Origin of the sequence: uncultured Sulfitobacter sp. (assembly GCF_947502895.1) — a bacterium.
GTDB lineage: Bacteria > Pseudomonadota > Alphaproteobacteria > Rhodobacterales > Rhodobacteraceae > Sulfitobacter.
The window spans coordinates 30,552-46,312 of the sequence record NZ_CANNBM010000007.1 but is presented as its reverse complement, the minus strand read 5'-3'; the positions used below and the strand labels follow the sequence as shown (position 1 = coordinate 46,312).

Below are 15,761 nucleotides of genomic sequence, written 5' to 3'. Positions count from 1 at the left end.
CCCCCCGATGACCAATCCCTCCCAATCCCCTGCCGTCAGCGACGACATGATCGTGGACGCCTACAGGATGTTTCTGGGTCGTACGCCCGCAGATATATCAAAGCTTCATTTTGACAGTTTCGATGCGCTGATCTCGAACCTGTATCACAGCCCCGAATTCCGCGCGTCACCCCGCGCCCGCAAGAACGCACTGACCTGGCCCGAAGCACAGTATTTCGTAGCCCCTGCACAAAAGGTAATCTATTGCCCGATCGGCAAAAATGCCTGTTCGTTTTTCAAGCAGGCAATGGTCAAACTGGGGGGCCACCCCCATAGCGCCACGATCCTGCGCAGTGTCCATATGCTGACCGATCATGTGAAAACCGGTATGCAGCTGTCTGATTACGCGCCCGATGACGCCGAATCTTTCATGGCCGATCCCGAGATGTTCCGCTTTGCCATTCTGCGCGATCCTGCCCGCCGGTTGCTCAGCGCTTATATCGAGAAATTCGTAAACACCCGTACCGAAAATACCAATGTCACCCATCACACCGGTCCGGTGGTGCGCGCCGTGCAGACCGCCGAAGGTCTGGAGACCCCGGATTTTGCGCGCGGCATTTCGTTTCAGGCTTTTGTCGATCACATCACCGCCATGCCCGCAGAACAACTGGACCCGCACTGGCGCCCGCAGCATCTGTATCTTGGCGCGTATGAGTGGCCCAACCTTTATACTTTCGACAGCCTGCCGCGCGCAGTGGCCGATCTGGAAGCACGCACAGGCATCACGCTGGATGCTACTGCCGTAAACCGGACAGGCAGTGGCGCAGGCACACCCCATCAAGGCGCCCAAGATCTGCTGCCCCCGGAACTCGACAGGCTGCTGCCCCTCTCGGAGGCCTCGTTCCTGACCCCCGAAATCCGCGAGAGGCTGACCGCCTATTACGCGACCGATTACGAACTGATCCACTCCGTCAATCCAAGGACCGCATCATGATTACCCCTGTTCTTCTTTGTGGCGGCTCGGGTACCCGGCTCTGGCCGCTCTCGCGCAAAAGCTTTCCCAAACAATTTGCAGCCATTATGGGCGATCAAAGCCTGTTTCAGGCCTCTGCCCTACGGTTCTGCGGCGAAGGGTTTGCCGATCCGCTGCTGGTCACAGGTGACAGCTTTCGCTTTATTGTGGGGGAACAGCTGGATGCACTGGGGATTACAGCGCAGGGCACGTTGATCGAGCCTGCGGGCCGCAACACAGCCCCCGCCGCCATTGCCGCCGCTTTAATTCTGGCCAAAACCGATCCAAAGGCCCTGATGCTGCTGGTGCCTTCCGATCACGCCATCACCGATGCGCAGGCCTTCCGCGATGCTGTCAGCGCAGGTGCCGTGGCCGCCAACGAGGGCCAGATCGTCACCTTCGGCATTGCCGCCGACCGCCCCGAAACGGGCTTTGGCTGGCTGGAGAGCGGCGCAACAACCCATGACCGCGTGATGAAGCTGGAGCGGTTCATCGAAAAACCCGACCGCGCCACCGCCGAAACCCTGCTGGCCGACAAACGCTATCTGTGGAACGCAGGTGTGTTTCTGGCGCGCGCCGATGTGATGATCGACGCCTTCCGCGCGCATGCCCCGGATGTGCTGGCTGCCGTGCAGGCCGCCGTTGATGCCGCTGTCGACGATCTCAGCTTTACCCGCCTTGATCCTGCCCTGTGGGATACGGTGCCCGACATCTCCATCGACTATGCGGTGATGGAGAAAGCCGACAATGTCTCGGTTGTGCGGTTTGATGGCAAATGGTCCGATCTGGGCAGCTGGGAAGCCGTCTGGCAGGAATCCGGTCAGGATAGCTCGGGCAATGCACTGACCGACAACACCACCGCGTTCGATTGCGAAAACACCCTGCTGCGTTCAGAGAGCGACGAGATCGAGCTGGTGGGCATCGGTCTGAAAAACGTGGTGGCCGTGGCCATGCGCGACGCGGTCATGGTGGCCGATATGTCCGACAGCCAGAATGTGAAAAAGGCCGTCGCCACCCTCAAGGAGCGCAAGGCCAAACAGGCCGTGCAATTTCCCGTCGACCACCGCCCCTGGGGCTGGTTCGAGACGCTCATCCTCTCCGACCGCTTTCAGGTCAAACGCATTCACGTACATCCCGGTGCAGCCCTGTCGCTGCAAAGCCATGTGCACCGCTCCGAGCACTGGATCGTGGTGGCAGGCACCGCGCGCGTCACCGTGGACGACGAGGTGAAATTGCTCTCCGAGAACCAGTCGGTCTATATTCCGCTGGGCGCCGTGCACCGTATGGAGAACCCCGGCAAGGTTCCCATGGTCCTGATCGAGGTCCAGACCGGCACCTATCTGGGCGAGGATGACATCATCCGCTACGAGGATGTCTACGCACGCACCTAAACAGGCAGCCCCATACCCATCAAGGAACAGGCAGAGGAAACAGCGCTATGACAAGGCATTTGATCATACCAGGCCTTGCAAAAGCGGGCACAACTTTTCTGCACGATAACCTTATCCGGAACGGGGCTGCCTTCAACAAACCCAAAGTGAAAGAGTTGAATTTTTTCAGCAGGCGTGCCGCGCCCCCTTATGAAAAGTATTGCAACCTCTTTCCCGACAGCGCCCCCGATAGGTATTTTCTGGACTGCTCGCCGATCTATCTGGAAACCAGAAACCCTGTGGGGGAACACATTTCCCAGTGCCTCAAAGGGCATGATGTGCGCTTCATCGTGACGCTGCGCAATCCTGTAGATACAGTGATCTCGCATTACTACCACGATCTTAAATCCAACATTGCCCGTTTCAGGCGCCTGCCCGAGCACACATCGTTTTCTTTCTGGGATCCCAAAGTAGTCGCTAAATATTTCATCTCGCGCTTTGCGCGCGTCAAACGGCTCAAACAGATGGGATATAGTGTCCTTGGTGTACACCAGAATGATCTGTTCGAACCCGACGCAGCCCAAAAAATCGGGGCATTTCTCGAAATCGATTTACAGCCGTTCAGAACCGGAAAGGTTTCCAATCCTGGCGGATGGCTGCCCTATTTTGTTTATGGCGGAAAAAACGGGGCCTCTACCCCGTTCAAAGGGGCGCTCTACAAAGTACCACCGCGTGCTTTGATTCTGGTCAGCAACAGCCGCAGTGAAATCCTGTTTAATGCAGGCGCAGAGCTTGCCCAGCATGCTTTTGCACTGCAAGCCAGCTTTACCCGCCGGATCACCGTCGCCAGATCCTTTTCGACCCCGCCGTTAACGAATACTATGCGATGTGCAAAACACTTGGCCTCCCGCCAGAAGATCTCAATCTTCGTAGAACAGTGAACTACATTCCAAAGGCGCCAACCATTGATGAAACTATCGCTAAACAGCTTGAGCGGTTGTAGTCCCTAGAACCACCGCCCCACCGCCATCAGCGCGATCGTGTCGCTCGTGCGGCTGGCGTAGGAAAACGCTGTGTATTTCCACTCCGTATGGGATGTCGCACGCCCGTTGACCCACAAAAGCCCCGTGTTGACCGAAGATGCAGCGCCTACAACCAGACTGCCCGACACAAAGGGTTTGGCATAATCCACCGATATGATGTTGGAGCGAAAAACAGCCCCCGCCGCGATATTGGTATCCACATTACCTATTTCGCGGGTGCAGATCTGGGTGCCATCTGCAAAGCGGACGTACTCACCATTCGCATTGCTGCCCCGCTCGATCACCGCCCCCGTCGGCACCCCTGCCGTCTCGCTCACCGTGCCCAGCAGCGTGGCTTTTACATAGCCGTCTCCCGTGCGCATCAGCCGTCCCGGTGTTGTGTCATTGGGGCTTTGGGTCACCCCCAGACCCGTCACCAGATGCGGGATTTGCAAGCCTCCTGTCGCAGGGTTGGCGCGCAACGCCTCGTGCCACGTGCCACCATCCGCGCTCACTTTGATGGCAAAGCTATCGTCGCCCGCCAGTCCCATCTCGGCGCGCCCTGAAAACGCCGTCTGATACAGCAGGCTCGCCGTATCTGCGACCGTAGCTTTGTTGAGCTTGAGCTGGTGGCCCGCCCCTTCATGGTTCAGCAGTGTTGCATCTGCCGACAAACTCAGACGGTTGGTTGTATCTGCCGTGGCGTTGATGCCCAATTGCTGCGTTGTTTCGACCGCCCCTCCCCCTGCGGCCTCCCAACCTGCAACCGGATCGAAGACCAGCGTGCCCTTGGGGGTCAGCACCTGTGCAGACCATCCCGCCTGCGCGGCAATGAAACTCCACGCATCATCCGCATAAAGCGCGATCTCGCCTGCATGGCCCGTCCATGACCCACTGGCGGGGGAGGCGACGATATAGCGGTCGCCGGGGCTGGCGCCTGTTGGCGGAGCAGACAGATCGGCGGCAATCACAACCAGTTGCACCACCGCATCCAGCACCCGCAGTGCCTCGTTATGGGTGACGTGTTTCTGGGCCTGTGCAGGCTGGATCAGGGGCAGGGCAAGGACGGGGGATGTATCGGGCATCTGCTACTCCGGGCAAATTGGGACAAGATCATGGATTGATGCGGATCATTGGCCCCAGTCCTTAACATCATCGTGCCAGAGCGTACGTTGCCCCCGCCCGCGCAGCACCCTACAACAGACCCCGTAGTCTTCAACAAACGAGAGCCCCCATGCCCCCAAAATTCGGCACCTCCGGCCTGCGCGGCCTTGTTACAGAATTGACCGATGATCTGGTCCGCGCCCATGTACGCGCCTTTATCGCTGCCTGCCCGCAAGGTCGCGCTGTGCATGTCGGCCGCGATTTGCGTGCTTCTTCGCCCGATATAGCCGCTGCGGTAATGCAGGCCGTCTGCGATGCAGGTCTGGACGCCATCGATCACGGTGCCGTGCCCACACCCGCGCTTGCGCTGGCGTCGATGTCCGCAGGCGACGCTGCCGTAATGATCACCGGCAGCCATATCCCCGCCGACCGTAACGGGCTCAAGTTCTATATCCCCCAAGGCGAGATTTCCAAGGCGGACGAAACCGCTATTCTCGCCATGTTAGAGACGGATCACACCATTGCCGGCAGCCCGGGCCAGATCAAATCCGATACCACTGCCCTGCCCGCCTATGTCGCACGGTACGCAAACGCCTTTGGCGCGGGCGCCCTGCGCGGTGCGCGTATCGGTGTCTACCAACACAGCTCGGTCGCGCGCGATGTTATGGGCGATATCCTAGAGGGCTTGGGCGCGGAATCTGTGGCGCTGGCGCGCTCGGATGTGTTCATCCCTGTGGATACCGAAGCGGTTGATCCTGCCACCCGTGGCCTGCTGGCAGGCTGGGCGCAGGAACACGGGCTTGATGCCATCATCTCCACCGATGGTGACGGCGACCGCCCGATGCTGGCAGATGCCACAGGCACAATTATTGCCGGTGATCTGCTGGGGCCGCTGACGGCACAGTTTCTGGGCGCGGATACTCTGGTCACCCCTGTCTCGTCCAATACGCTGATCGACCAGATGCCACAGTTCACCGCCATCACCCGCACGCGTATAGGCTCTCCTTTTGTGATTGATGCAATGGAACAGGCTCTAACAAGCGACAATGCGACAAAAATTGCAGGCTATGAAGCGAACGGGGGCTTCCTTTTGGGGTTCACTGCCACCGGTCCTACCGGCGCCCTACCGCCGCTGATGACCCGCGACAGCCTGCTGCCCATGCTCGCCCCGCTGGCCGCCGCACGCGCACAGGGCAAAACGCTCACCGATCTTGTCGCCGCCCTGCCGCCCCGCTTTACCGCTGCCGACCGCGTGCAGGAAGTCCCCTCCGAGCGATCGGCAGCCTTCATCGCAACCCTCACCGCCGATGCCACCGCCCGCACCGCTTTCTTCAAAGGCGTCGGGGCAGAGCAATCACTCGACCTCACGGACGGGCTGCGCGTGACATTTACATGCGGATCAGTCGTCCACCTGCGCCCCTCGGGCAATGCCCCAGAATGCCGTTGCTACGCCGAAGCCGACAGCACAGATGCGGCACTAACACTGGTCAATACGCATCTGAAACGGCTCAAAGCTGCGCTGGACTAGCCAAAGCTGTGAATGTCGCCGTCAAAACCTTCACCAAAACCTTCTGGGAGGTAGGCGGCGATACGGTCAATATCGCCATTGTCAAATACCAGCCCCGCGGGGCTGATGCTGCGCTTTTCGACAACCACCGAGATATTGTATCCGTACCGCCTGATCCACGGGTTGCGGCAATCAAACCCCGCCAGAACCAGATTGTATAAAACCAATCCTGCATTCCACACAGTCAGATGCCCCCCCACAATCTGATGCTTGAGCGGCGGCACCGAAAGACCCAGCACGCCGCCCTCACGCAGCACGGCATTTGCCTTGCGTAAAAAGGCATTCACATTGGGCTGGTGTTCCAGCACATGCGAAGCAAGCACACAGTCGAATTCCTGCTCAATCGGCATGGTGACAAAATCACCCCTCAGAATATCGGATTCTCCAGCGTGTTCGGCCTCCTTGAAATAGTGGCTCTCGCCATAATCCAGTTCCGTGACCCGCTTGCCGTGTTTGCGCAGCAAGGCCGCCTGCTCTCCTGCGCCGCTGCCCACATCCAGAACAGTCTCAAAGCTGCGATCATCCACCAGATGCTGGATCAACCAGCCGCTGAACATCGGCGTACGGAATTCAGGTCTGATCTGCGCCAGCCGCGAAGCCAGCCGCGCCTGTCTGGCATGTGCCTGATTGCCCGACAAATGATACGCCCGCTGGAACAAGGCTGCGGCCTCTTCGTATGACTTCTCCTGACGCGCCATCGTGCCCTTCAACACCAACGCATGCACATTATCCGGATTGGCCTGCAAATACTCCGACAACAAGGTCTGCGCTTGGGCCACATGCCCGCAACGGACCAGTAATGTGGCGTGTAACTGCTCGAACATCCGTATTGTGGTACGCGGTATCTTAGGCCCCAACCGCGAAAGGCCCTGCTGCAAAACCGCCAGCGCGGCCTCAGGCTCATTTGCTTCCAACTGCCGCTTTGCCAGCAGATGAACGGCCTTCAACGGCGCACGCGCAGCATCGAAATCTGTCTGCAAAAAATCGAATACAGCAGGGCCTTCGCCCACATCCTCCAAACGGGTCAGCACATCCAGGGTCTGCGCCATATTATACGCCGCAGGGGGGGTGTGAAAAATCTGTACCGCGCAAGCAAACCCTTTGTCGCGCGACAAAATCCGAAAGCACCATCCAGTCTGCGTCAACCATTCTTTCAGGGCGCGCCATTCATGCTCTGCCCAATTGGGATAGACACCCTCGTTTGCCCAATCGGACAGTTCGTCAAAGACAATCACAGCCCCATCCACCAGACGTGGCGTCAGCAGGTCCAATGCATGGCGCGCACCGCCATAAAGATCACAATCAATATGCACAAAACCGACAGGGCCTGCATTGGCCTCCAACCACGGACCAAGTGTGTCGTCAAAAAAACCTTTGATCAGGGTCACATTGGCTGGCACCACGGGCAAAGCATCCAGCGCAAAATGGCCAGCCTCATAGACGTCGCCTGCGCTGCGCACCCAGTCTTCGGGCAGACCGGTAAAGGAATCAAAGCCGGTGAATTTCCGTTTTGGATGGGCAAAGGCCAGCGCGCGAATTGAATATCCCGCAAACACACCGAACTCCAGTGCGTAGCCCTGTGGTGCCAAACCGAATGCAAATTTCAGCTGTGCTGTACGCCCGATCACCAGCGGATGGTTCTGGAACGGATCAATCGACACATCGCAATCCCAAATCCGGTCAAGTGATTGATGCAGATCAGGCGCCAGTGCGGGCAAAACAGTCTTTTCGAGAGGCATATGTCATCCTTGAAATCAAACAGCAGAGCTTGTCATGACAGCCGTGCTGTAGCGGACAGTACAAAACATGCTTCCTACCCGAAAGCGTAAACAATCGTACGGCCCTTAAACCCGCGTCTTGACCCAGCCCAGAAACGCGGCGTCGGCATTGCCCAGTCGCGGGCGGCCTGTCTCGTCCCACCATGCGCGCCAATCGGCCTCCAGCGCATAGATGTCAGCCCCCGGTGCAAGGCTGCGCGCGGCGTCCAGCGCGCCCGAGCTCAGCACTGGGCCTGCCACCACCTCCGGCTTGCGCGCGCGGGCAAAGACAATCACGTCATCGGCGCCTTCGCGCATCTCATAGTCGGGCAGATTGGCATCCACAATCATCCGGCGCACAGCGGCGCGGAACACGCGCACCGGTGCGGCACTGCCCGCTTTCTTGTGCAATGTCGCCACGCTTACCTTCCATTCGGCCTGCCGTCCGCAATGCTTGCGCGCCAACTCATAGACCCGCCGCTCCAGCGGTTTGCGCAGGCGGAAATAATCACGGCTGAGCGTCAGCACGGATTTGGCCTGCACCGCATTGAACAGCCATTCCGACAGGGTGACTTTTACCTGTGTCATACGCCCCCCGCGGGTGGCGCGCACAATCTCCCATGCCTCGATCAGGCCAAAGCCGCGCGTGACCTCCACACCGCCCGCCGCGATATTGGTGGTGATCCGTGTGCCTGCCAGCCGCTCGAAGGCTTCGCGCAGGCGCGTGTAGGCATCCCCGCTGGTATCGCGGTTGGTGGCCACCAGCAGATCATGGGCCGTCAGATGCAGCGTGCGGGCAATCGTGCGCCCTGCATTCAGGGCTGCCATCAACTGGCTCACACAATAGATCAGAATATCCTTGTCATGGATTGTGGCGCGTCCACGCACGCTTGGCGTGACATCGACCTGCGTGCCATTATGGGCATAGCTCAGAATACGCCTGTCAGGCCGCGTGGACAGCGAAAAAATCGGATGCTCCATAGAGCCCAGATCATCCTTGGGGCTGGCCCCCAGAATGTCACAGACGAAAAAATCCGCCTGCGGGTGATGGTCAGGCAAAAGCCCTGTGCGTGTGGTCGTACTCATTGCCTGCCTCTGGCGCAGATCATTGCTGCCCCGTTTTATGTGCACAGTGGTCCTGTGCTGTTCTGCTCGTTCGGGCCTTTGCGGCCTCTGGTATCGCGTGTTCGCGAATCTGTCCCCGTTCGGGGTTTCACTAACACCCTAAAGTTATCCACAGGCTCCGTCTACGCCACACAGCAACAGCCTGCACCAAATGGACGGGGGATCAGAGTCGCCTGCTCGTGGGTTCAGAGTCGCTTTATCGTGGTATCAGAGTCGCCTCATGTGCAAAGATGCGCCATAAACCTCTGACAACCATTCCTCTTTTTCAAAAGCAGCAGCCCTGTAACGTATAACTAACAAAATTTAACAACACTTTTTTAGGATTGGGTCCGCTGATGCACCCAAATACGCACCACACCACAGCAAACAGCCCTTTATTTGCTTAGAAAAAGAAGGGGGGATGAGGCAAATGTGCTCCCTTTAATCAGATGTTGCGTGTTTTTGCGAATTGAGGCAAAATCAGCGTACATGCCCCGTTCAAGAGGGCGCTCTCCAGAGGTTTCGAGCATATGGATACGACAGCAGGTCTACCCCCCTATTTCAACATTGACCCCGATGCGGCCCTTGCCAGTCTGGGAGGCCCCACCACCACCGAAGGGTTCGAGGCCATTGCCAATGCCTGTGCGCGGGGCCGCGATGATCTGGCAACCCGCGGACTGGAACAGGATGGCGGCCGCAAGCTGCGCCTGTTCTCCACATGGGAGATCACCCGCTATCTGATCCCTGTGGCCCAAGGCCATTTCCGCCGTGTGCTCAAACAAAACCCCGATCTGCCGCAGGGCCGCTCGGAAACAGCGGGCGGGGCCAAGTGGTTTTCGCTTGATGAAGTGCTGCGCCTGCGTGCGCATTTCGCGGCCGAAGGCTCCAAGGCAAAAGACTACCGGCCCTACCGCCCCGAAGGCCAGCCTGCCAAAATGGTCGCCGTGGCGAATTTCAAAGGCGGGGTGGGCAAAACATCTACCGCCGCGCACCTCGCCATGTCCGCCGCTTTGGACGGCTACAAAGTGCTGGTGATTGATCTGGATTCCCAAGGCTCCATGACCTCCATCTTTGGCGGTAAGGTAGCGGACGAATGGCAAACCGTCTTTCCCCTGATCGCGCGCCACTACGCCCAAAACCTGCGGGTAGAAAACCAGCGCCGTCTGGACCGTGGCGAGGCCCCTCACCCGCTGGACGAAACCCTCTCCGAAGCGCTGGAGATGACAGCCACCGATCTGATACAGCCAACACATTGGCCCAACATTGATCTGATCGGTGCGCAGCTGAATTTGTACTGGGCAGAATTTCAGGTACCGGTCTGGCGCATGGCCTCGCGCGGCTGGAAGCTGTGGGACGCGCTGACCGAGACACTGGCCGCCGACGGGGTGCTGGACCAATACGATGTGGTCTTTATCGACACGCCGCCCGCCCTTGGCTATCTCACCATCAATGGCCTTTCGGCCGCTGACATCCTGCTGGTGCCTCTGGGGGCGTCTTTTCTGGAGTTCGACAGCACGGGCCGTTTCTTTGACATGCTGCACACCACTTTCAAATCCATCGAAGACGGTGAGAATATCGCCGCCCGCGCCCTTGGCCGCCCCGAACTTAATTTCGAATGGGATGCGGTGCGCGCGGTGGTCACACGCTATGATGGCGCGCAACAGGCAGAGCTTGCCGCGCTGATGCAGGCCTACCTCGGGCCCACCCTTTCGCCCCACCGTCAGGGCTTTACCGCGCTGATCGGGCAGGCAGGCGAACAGGTGCGCGGTATTTACGAGGCGGATTACCGTGATTTCAACCGCGAAACATATGCCCGCGGGCGCGAAACCTTTGATGCCACCTATGCGGCGTTCAAAACCCTGCTGATCGGTGCGTGGCACCGTGATGTGCAGGACGCCGCTGCCGCTGCTGACGCCGCGCAATAGCACCGTGCGCATGATTTAGAGCCTGTTAAAGGCTTATCGTTCCATATCGCCCCCTCAAAGGAGCATCCACATGGCCAAACGCAAACGTCTCAGCCCCGCTGTCTTTTCCGACATCCCCGAAGGGCTGGAGACCAAATCAATCTCCGCGCCGCCGCCCATTGCCAATGTAGCGGGCGATGCGGCGACACAGGCGGCCCTGTCCGATGTACTCGATACCATCGAGACGGCGCGCCGCGAGGGGCGCATGGTGCTGGATCTCGACCCTGCCTGCATTGATGCGGCTTATCTGATGCGTGACCGCACCCGCGTGGACGCCGAAGAGATGGAGGCGCTTGTGACCTCCATCCGTGCGCGCGGCCAGCAAAGCCCCATCGAAGTCGTGCAGCTTGACGGCGGGCGCTACGGTCTGATTTCGGGCTGGCGGCGTCTGACGGCGATCCGCCAATTGGGCGACCGCCCCGTGCTGGCTCTGCTGCGCGCGCCGCGTGATGCCCCCGAGGCCTACCTCGCCATGATCGAGGAAAACGAAATCCGCGTGGGGCTGTCTTATTACGAGCGGGCGCGCATTGTGGCCAAATCTGTTGCGGGCGGTGTGTTCGAGACGGAAAAAGCTGCACTTCAGTCTCTGTTCAAGGCCGCAAGCCGTGCCAAACGCTCCAAGATCAAATCCTTTTTGCCCCTTGTGACCCGTTTGGACGGGGTGCTGCATTTCCCCGAGGAGATGGGGGAGCGGTTGGGTCTTACCCTCTCGAAAGCCTTGGAGGCTGACGCAACCTTTGCCGATCGTTTGCGCGTGGCACTGGCCGAGCCGTCTGCGGATGCAGCGCATGAACAGTCTCTGATACAGGAGGTTTTGAGCGCAAAACAAGCGACCAGCGGGGCGGCATCACCTGATCCGGCCTCCTCCATTCGCCGTCTCGCCCCCGGTCTGCGCGCCCAAACCCGCGCCGATGGCAGTCTGGTTCTGTCCGGCCCTGCCCTGACCCCCACCCTCACCCGCGAGCTTCAGGCGTGGTTGCGGGACCGTGCGGATAAGGCGGCGCAAAAGGCGCGTGGCTGATCCTGTATCCCTGCTGCCGGACCAAATGTTTCGCGCGCGAAACATTTAGCGCAGGCTCTCTGGGTGCATGGACACCTGCGGGCGGCAAAGATACGGTAGCGATACCTCATCTGAACCAAAGGCCGCCCCCTTGTTGTTGCGCAGATTGTACCTGATTTTCCTGCGTTACGCGGAGCATAACCTGACACTGGATCGTCCGGGCGGCGACTTGTGCGATGCCACCGGCCGCAGCTTTGGCCGCGTGACGGAAATCCGTCTTCGGGGCAACCGTTTGATTGTCGAAGGCTGGTCGCAGGCGGCCCGTGTGGGGCTGATCCTGAACCGCACGCGGCTGTGGTGTGTGCCCGAACTTACCCAGCCCGGATCGGACGCACGTGGCTTTGCCCTCGATATCCCGTTCGAGGTGGGGGATCTGGTTTTGCAGGCCGATGAAGGCGGCGGCGCTGTGACCTGCACCTTTGACGGGTTTACGGTCAATGACATCCGCCGCGCCCGCATCCGGCTGGTTGTTCCTTATATCCGCACGCTGATCGGGCTGCTGCCCGAAATCTGGCGCTGGAAACGGGAGGGCGATCTGGGCGCGCGCGAAGTCGTCAAGGAACGCCTCGGGCTGGTGCCTGCCTCTACCTCTGCGGAGATGCTGGGCGGCGCGCTGGAGCCTTTTACAGCCGCCCTGCCCCGCCCCCATAAGACAGTCACCATCGTGCTGCCTGTCTACAATGCCTATGACGTGCTCACAGAGTGTCTGGCCCGTGTCGCGGCCCATACCGATCTGGACTGGCATATGATCGTGGTCGAGGACCGCTCGACCGATGATCGCGTCTGGCCGATGCTGCAGGACTGGGCGGGCCAACAGGGCAGCCGTGTCACCCTGCTGCGCAACGATGAAAACCTCGGCTTTATTGGCGGCGTCAATCGCGGGCTGGGGGAAGCGGCCAAGCGGGATGCGCCTGTGGTCTTGCTCAATTCCGACGCGCTGGTGCCTGCGGGCTGGGCCAGCCGGCTGCTTGCCCCCTTTGCGCAGGGTGATGTGGCCAGTGTGACCCCCATGTCCAATGACGCCGAGATTTTCACTGTGCCGGTGATCTGCCAGCGCCATGATCTGACAGGGGGCATGGCTGATGTGCTGGATGCCGCAGCCCAAACCCTCAACCTCGTCGAGGGGCTGGTGGATGCGCCCACAGGCGTGGGGTTTTGCATGGCGCTGTCGCCTGAATATCTGCGCCGCCTGCCCCGGCTTGATACGATATTCGGCAAGGGCTACGGCGAAGAGACGGATTGGTGCCAGAAGGCGCGCGCGCTGGGGGGGCGGCACGTCTGTACGCCGCATCTGTTCGTTGAGCACCGCGGCGGTGAATCCTTTGGCTCTGCTGCGAAACAGGCACTGCTGGAGCGCAACGGCGCCGAGATTTCACGCCGCTATCCCACGTATGACGCGCAGGTGCAGGAGTTTATCCGCACAGATCCGCTCAATACCGCGCGGCTGGCGTTGGGGCTGGTCTGGGCTGCGACAGAGGCCGCGGCACAGTCGCAAGGCGAAGTACCCGTTTATGTGGCCCATGCCATGGGCGGCGGCGCCGAGAAATACCTGCAAGACCGCATCGCCCGCGATATCGGTGCGGTCAGGGGCGGCGTGGAGACGGGCGGATCTGCTGTGGTCCTGCGCGTGGGCCAAGGCCACACATGGAAGCTGGAGCTGCACACGCGGCTGGGCAGCGCACAGGGGCGCACCAATGATGTGACCCTGATAAAGCGTCTTTTGGCTTATCTGCCACGCATGCGGCTGATCTATTCATGTGGCGTGGGCGCGCGGGACGCGGTGGCGCTGCCGCAAGTTCTGATGGAAATCGCTCAGGGTGGCAATCACGAGCAGGGCGTGGCCCATCCTGTCGAGGTGTTGTTCCACGATTTCTTTCCCGTCAGCCCGTCCTATACGTTGCTGGGGCGCGGTGGCGTCTATCACGGTGTGCCTGTGGCTGGTGGCCCGCTGGCGGATGATCCTGCCCATACCTATGTGCGCCCCGGTTTGCCCGATGCCACACTGGCCGACTGGCAGGGCGCGTGGGGGCCGCTGGTCAGTGCCGCCGAGCGGTGTGTGGTCTTCTCCGATGACAGCCGCCGCATTGTGCAAGAGGCCTATCCGCAAACCGCCACGACCCTCGTGACCGAGCCGCACCCCTTGCTGGCGGATGTGCCCCGCATCGAGCCTGTGCGCGATGGCACGCCTGTGATCGGGGTGCTGGGCAACATCGGCTATCAAAAGGGCGCGGCGGTGCTGCAAAAGCTGAGCCGTGATCTGGCGCGCACAGGGGCGGCACGTCTGGTGGTGATCGGGCATCTGGACCCTGCATGGCCGCTGGCCGCACCTGCGCAGGTGCATGGCAGTTACGAGCTGCGCGATCTGGCAGGGCTGGTGGCACGCTACCGCATTACCGGCTGGTTGATCCCCTCGATCTGGCCCGAGACATTTTCATTCACCACCCATGAGGCCTTGGCCACCGGTATGCCTGTTCTCAGCTTTGATCTGGGCGCGCAGGGGGATGCGGTGGCAGCGGCCGTGGCGGGTGGTGCTGCGGGGGGGGTGATTGCCTTGCCGCCGGATGGGCGCGATGTTGACATCACAGCTCTGTTGGCGGCATTGCAGGACCATTCCACAGGACCCGGTAAATGACACAGCGCCCTCATCTCATCTTGCACATCGGTGCGCCCAAATGCGGCAGTTCGGCCCTGCAAACCGCGTTGAGCATGACGCCCGATCTGCGCGGCAGCGATGGCACGCGCTATCGCTATACCTCTGCGCATCTGCTGGCGGGCGCGTGGCGTGTCCAAGACGGAACAACCCTGACCACAGGCGCGCGTCTGTCTCCTTATGGCTATACATCCTGGCCCAATCTGGGGCCGCAATATCCGGCGGCTGATATTTTTGCGGCGTTGAAACAGACCCTGACACAGGGGGAAAAGCGCGGATATGTGCCGATCGCCTCGAACGAAGGCTGGATCAACCACCATGCCGCCTTTGCCGCCGCACTGGCCGACTGGGGTCATCCGCCCGTGGATGTGGTGGTGTTCTTGCGCCCGCCGATTGACTGGGTAAATGCAGCCTTCTGGCAATGGGGGGTTTGGCACCAGCCCCAGCTTGATGTGTGGATGGAACGCTCGGGCATGCCATATAGTTTCGCAGATGACATCGCTGCATGGTCGCGTATTCCCAATGTGCGCCTGACCGTGCGCAGCCAGCGGCCCGATGTCGTGGCCAAATTCGCAGCCCTTTATGATTTGCCGTTGAAGGCTGAGTTGCAGGCCAACACATCTTCGCCTGCAATCCTGACGGGTTTTTTGCTGCGCAACCGTTCCTTCCGGCCAACAGGCCATCAGGGGGCGATTGAATTTGTGGTGCAGCGCTGGTGCCCGCCTGTGCCGGGGCGCAAGCTTTGGGCGGTGCAGGCGCGTCATGTACAGGCGCTACGCCCTGTGCGTCTGGCTGCGTTGGACACATTGCGCGCGGTTTTGTCGCCCGAAGATCAGGCCGATCTGTTTGCCGATACGCGCTGGACGCGCGAGGCGCCGTATCACGCAGATATCCTTGAAGGTGTGATGAAGTTGAATGACCCCACACTCTTTGCGCCGCTCTATCATGCCCTGCGCGAGGGGGCCGAGGCAGCAGCCCGTGTTGCGGGAAAACCCATGCCACAGCTTCCTGACTGCCCGCCAGAGGGTGCGGATATCGCGACATATGATGCTGCAATTTTCCCTGTGTTAGAGACACTTCAGGATATGGATGCAGCCGTGCGGCAGCAAACCGTACCGCGCTGGAAGCGGACAGCATTTGCATGGGCATCGCGTCTGAAGCGCGGTTAGGGC

General features: G+C 60.2%; 11 protein-coding genes. 8 read left to right on the top strand and 3 right to left on the bottom strand.

Annotated elements, in window-relative coordinates:
- Nucleotides 1-7 precede the first annotated feature (7 nt).
- From Q0903_RS18245 to Q0903_RS18235, 3 genes are read left to right on the top strand one after another with little or no spacing between them, the layout of a single operon-like run.
- Complete coding sequence (locus Q0903_RS18245) at nucleotides 8-973, top strand: sulfotransferase family 2 domain-containing protein (protein ID WP_299031766.1); 966 nt, start codon at nucleotides 8-10, stop codon at nucleotides 971-973.
- On the top strand, nucleotides 970-2,382 hold the full coding sequence (locus tag Q0903_RS18240) for a mannose-1-phosphate guanylyltransferase/mannose-6-phosphate isomerase (protein WP_299031769.1): 1,413 nt from the start codon (nucleotides 970-972) through the stop codon (nucleotides 2,380-2,382). Before Q0903_RS18245 ends, Q0903_RS18240 begins: the two co-directional genes overlap by 4 nt.
- A 47-nt stretch (nucleotides 2,383-2,429) precedes the next feature.
- A complete protein-coding gene (locus tag Q0903_RS18235; protein ID WP_299417662.1) occupies nucleotides 2,430-3,302 on the top strand; it encodes a sulfotransferase domain-containing protein in 873 nt (290 codons plus the stop codon).
- A gap of 65 nt (nucleotides 3,303-3,367) precedes the next feature.
- Here the strand turns inward: Q0903_RS18235 and Q0903_RS18230 are convergent, their stop codons facing one another.
- Entirely contained in the window at nucleotides 3,368-4,468 is a 1,101-nt protein-coding gene (locus Q0903_RS18230) for a DUF2793 domain-containing protein (RefSeq protein ID WP_299417660.1), read from the bottom strand.
- A 149-nt stretch (nucleotides 4,469-4,617) separates the two neighbouring features.
- On the opposite strand from Q0903_RS18230, the gene Q0903_RS18225 reads away from it, so the two are divergent.
- On the top strand, nucleotides 4,618-6,015 hold the full coding sequence (locus Q0903_RS18225) for a phosphomannomutase (RefSeq protein WP_299417658.1): 1,398 nt from the start codon (nucleotides 4,618-4,620) through the stop codon (nucleotides 6,013-6,015).
- Here the strand turns inward: Q0903_RS18225 and Q0903_RS18220 are convergent.
- Both Q0903_RS18220 and Q0903_RS18215 read right to left on the bottom strand, forming a co-directional pair.
- A complete protein-coding gene (locus Q0903_RS18220; protein ID WP_299417656.1) occupies nucleotides 6,012-7,793 on the bottom strand; it encodes a methyltransferase domain-containing protein in 1,782 nt (593 codons plus the stop codon). The genes Q0903_RS18225 and Q0903_RS18220 overlap by 4 nt on opposite strands.
- A gap of 105 nt (nucleotides 7,794-7,898) precedes the next feature.
- The gene (locus tag Q0903_RS18215; protein WP_299417654.1) at nucleotides 7,899-8,897 is read right to left on the bottom strand and encodes a replication initiator protein A; all 999 of its coding nucleotides are present in this window, start codon (nucleotides 8,895-8,897) and stop codon (nucleotides 7,899-7,901) included.
- A gap of 548 nt (nucleotides 8,898-9,445) precedes the next feature.
- Between Q0903_RS18215 and Q0903_RS18210 the strand changes: the two genes are divergently transcribed.
- From Q0903_RS18210 to Q0903_RS18195, 4 genes are all read left to right on the top strand, one after another.
- On the top strand, nucleotides 9,446-10,840 hold the full coding sequence (locus Q0903_RS18210) for an AAA family ATPase (protein ID WP_299417652.1): 1,395 nt from the start codon (nucleotides 9,446-9,448) through the stop codon (nucleotides 10,838-10,840).
- Between the two features lie 70 nt (nucleotides 10,841-10,910).
- On the top strand, nucleotides 10,911-11,900 hold the full coding sequence (locus Q0903_RS18205) for a ParB N-terminal domain-containing protein (RefSeq protein ID WP_299417650.1): 990 nt from the start codon (nucleotides 10,911-10,913) through the stop codon (nucleotides 11,898-11,900).
- 130 nt (nucleotides 11,901-12,030) lie between these two features.
- Entirely contained in the window at nucleotides 12,031-14,571 is a 2,541-nt protein-coding gene (locus Q0903_RS18200; RefSeq protein ID WP_299417647.1) for a glycosyltransferase, read from the top strand.
- A complete protein-coding gene (locus tag Q0903_RS18195; RefSeq protein WP_299417645.1) occupies nucleotides 14,568-15,758 on the top strand; it encodes a hypothetical protein in 1,191 nt (396 codons plus the stop codon). The genes Q0903_RS18200 and Q0903_RS18195 overlap by 4 nt, the downstream gene beginning before the upstream one ends.
- Nucleotides 15,759-15,761 lie beyond the last annotated feature (3 nt).

Coding starts and splice junctions, on each gene's coding strand:
- Q0903_RS18245 (WP_299031766.1), top strand. CDS start 8: ATGACCAATCCCTCCCAATCCCCTGCCGTCAGCGACGACATGATCGTG.
- Q0903_RS18240 (WP_299031769.1), top strand. CDS start 970: ATGATTACCCCTGTTCTTCTTTGTGGCGGCTCGGGTACCCGGCTCTGG.
- Q0903_RS18235 (WP_299417662.1), top strand. CDS start 2,430: ATGACAAGGCATTTGATCATACCAGGCCTTGCAAAAGCGGGCACAACT.
- Q0903_RS18230 (WP_299417660.1), bottom strand. CDS start 4,468: ATGCCCGATACATCCCCCGTCCTTGCCCTGCCCCTGATCCAGCCTGCA.
- Q0903_RS18225 (WP_299417658.1), top strand. CDS start 4,618: ATGCCCCCAAAATTCGGCACCTCCGGCCTGCGCGGCCTTGTTACAGAA.
- Q0903_RS18220 (WP_299417656.1), bottom strand. CDS start 7,793: ATGCCTCTCGAAAAGACTGTTTTGCCCGCACTGGCGCCTGATCTGCAT.
- Q0903_RS18215 (WP_299417654.1), bottom strand. CDS start 8,897: ATGAGTACGACCACACGCACAGGGCTTTTGCCTGACCATCACCCGCAG.
- Q0903_RS18210 (WP_299417652.1), top strand. CDS start 9,446: ATGGATACGACAGCAGGTCTACCCCCCTATTTCAACATTGACCCCGAT.
- Q0903_RS18205 (WP_299417650.1), top strand. CDS start 10,911: ATGGCCAAACGCAAACGTCTCAGCCCCGCTGTCTTTTCCGACATCCCC.
- Q0903_RS18195 (WP_299417645.1), top strand. CDS start 14,568: ATGACACAGCGCCCTCATCTCATCTTGCACATCGGTGCGCCCAAATGC.